Origin of the sequence: Vibrio sp. 10N.222.46.A1 (genome assembly GCF_041473595.1) — a bacterium.
Classification (GTDB): domain Bacteria; phylum Pseudomonadota; class Gammaproteobacteria; order Enterobacterales; family Vibrionaceae; genus Vibrio; species Vibrio tasmaniensis_A.
Genome location: NZ_JBFRSN010001464.1, coordinates 1 through 2,710 on the forward strand (window position 1 = coordinate 1; position 2,710 = coordinate 2,710).

Sequence of the window (2,710 nt, forward strand, 5' to 3'; positions counted from 1 at the left end):
CAGGAGCAGCTTCGTAGCGTAGAAAAGGCCTTGCCGAGTTATGAGAAAGAGTTAAATGCGACTAAGCAAGAGTTGAACATACTGGAGAAGGGTTATAAAGCGGGTAACATTTCACGTTTACGTGTGCTTGAAATGCGTCAGAAACTGGCCAGTATTGAGCAGAAAATTGAAGAAGCTCGTGGTAAGAAAGCTGTGTTAATCAAGCAAGCAGACAGCACTGAGCAAAAAATTGAACAGCTTTTAGCAGAGGCTAAGGCGAAGGTCAGTGACGATCGTTCTAAAGCCGTATCTGACTTATCGGCATTGAATGCAAGAGTTCGTTCAAGCCAAGCTAAATTGACCAACACCATGTTGGTGTCACCGCTACAAGGCTTGGTGCAAAGCCTGCCAAGCACGCAAAACGGTGGTGTTATTCAGCCTGGTGGTACTGTGGTTGAAATCGTTCCTGTTGGTGGGAAAGCAGACTTTAAAGCTCGTTTGTCGCCAAGAGATATTGGTTTTGTGAGTGTAGGGCAGCCGACTCGTATCAAGATTGATGCGTTTGATTACAGCCGCTTTGGGGCGCTAAAAGGGGCGGTTGAGAGTATTTCTCCGACCACAAGTCAAAGCGAGCGTGGCGAGATCTATTATGAAGTCGTAGTGTCGGTTGATACGCCATACTTCCGCGATAACCCAGAGAGCTTTTCTATTTTGCCAGGTATGACGGGAGAGGTAGATATAACTACTGGTGAGAAATCTGTATTCCAGTATTTATGGAAACCGATTTACACCAATGTGAGTGTCGCATTTGGTGAAAGGTAATCGTTATAAAGAGTCGTTGAGAGTAAACGAATAACAACAGCAAATAATAAAAAGGGAGCACATCATGTGCTCCCTTCTGTTTAGTCTCGTTATCGGTTAACTATTTGGATCTATGTCCGGTAACCCATCGATATCGTTGTGATGATGGTGCTCATCATCTTGGTTATGGTTGATGTTTGCATCATGGTGTTCCAGCGCGTCTGACATATCCAAGTGCGCTTGGTCATGTGTTGCTGCATCTGGTTGGTCGACTTGTGCAAGTACGATATCCATATCCGCAGGTTGATCGTGAACCGTTGTCGATGTCGCATCGGGTTTAATGCCCAATGCATCCAGATAAGCGGCTGCACCATGGTGGCTGGTTTTCTGTTCGGGTTCTTGATGGGTCTGCTGGGTTAAATCCAGATTACTATCATCGCTTAGTGTGACCGTAAAGTCGGCTTGCGAAGCCATGTCTGGCTCGTCATGTTGAACAGGAGGCGGTGGTGGTGGAGCAGGGTGTGATGTATGGACGACAGGAGTGATTGTCATATCAACCACTTCAGTTCCAACTGTCAGCTTTCCACTATTTCCTGGCCCATGACTGAGTATCTGGATATTCACATGGGCGACAACTTCATCTTGATTTGTCCCTTGCAATGCCACTTCAAATTTATCTTCATGTTGACCTATACCAGAAGCGCTGCCATGAGGGCCCGTGTGAACTTGGGCTTGCTCTTGATAATGTAAATGACCGGTCTGAGGATCAATAGTTAATGTCCCGTATTGGCCATGATGACTAGTGACGTACTGTCCGTTAGGTAAATGGATTCGCCAACCGCTTTGTGCTGTTGGTACCGGAGTTAACGATGGTAATAGTGGTGGAACCCCAAGCGTGCCAGATACTTGGTGGCTTCCCGATGGTGGTCTGACAATGATAGGTTCAGGAATAGCGCTTGCAGCGAAACCTTGGCTACCTGCGGTATTACCGTGTTCGTCAGTCATTGTTGCTTGTACATTAGAACCGGGATGAACTTCAATTTGTATTCCGTGCTGTAGAGTATGAGCATCTAATACATGATCCTGACCATTGACGACAAGATGCTCACCGATTTTGGCATCACCAGGAGGCGTAACGGTTGCTGTGATCGTGTTTGCTTGTCCTCGGGCGATTTCAGCTTTGCTGTATAAGTTGTCTGCCCCTGCGTTTTCAAAGGTAATCGTAGGAACGCTAACCTGTGTATCGACTTGGTAAGTAACATCTGCAGTGGCATGAGCGCTATTACCTGCGGTATCTGTTATCGCTACTGATGCCTCTATTTTTTGGTCAGCATCGGCAATGAGTTCACTGCCAGGTACGGCAATTGAATAGTGTCCTTTTGCATCGACCACGCCAGTATGCTGTGTCCCATTTACATCTAAAGTCACAATGTCACCTGCATTAAAATCGCCAGAAACGGATCCGGTGATGTCAATGGAGCTGCTGGATTCTTGAGCATTAATCACATTGTCGGCGGTAATTGGGTCTGTTTGAATACCGACGTGTACTTGTGTATCTATATGGACGGAAAGAAGCGAAGATGTAGCCGGTAGCACTGATGAAGGAGCCAATGCTTTGGCGGATAGATTATGATCGCCATTCGGTAAGCTGCTTACTACAACGTTATATTGGCCAGAAGCATCTGATACCGCGTGTCCAACGGGTGTTGAACCATCGTAAATAGTGACTTTCGAGAATGGAATATCAGTGTGTCCGGTAATCGTTGGCGTAGTGTCGTTGGTAAGGTTGTCAGTGTTCGACGAACCCGAGTCACTCGTTGATGCCAAATTCAATGTCACCGAGTTTGTTGGCGCTACGTTGGTGATCATTAGCAAGGTTGGTAGTGTCGTTGTAACCGTAGGTTGTTGAGGCACTGTGGTTGATATTACT

The 2,710-nt window shown here is 46.5% G+C and carries 2 protein-coding genes; one reads left to right on the forward strand and one right to left on the reverse strand.

The window, feature by feature from the left end:
* Positions 1 to 801: HlyD family type I secretion periplasmic adaptor subunit (locus AB4496_RS27385; protein ID WP_372133115.1), on the forward strand; the 801-nt coding region annotated here is incomplete at its 5' end.
* 96 nt (positions 802 to 897) lie between these two features.
* Here the strand turns inward: AB4496_RS27385 and AB4496_RS27390 are convergent.
* Positions 898 to 2,710: Ig-like domain-containing protein (locus AB4496_RS27390; protein WP_372133118.1), on the reverse strand; the 1,813-nt coding region annotated here is incomplete at its 5' end.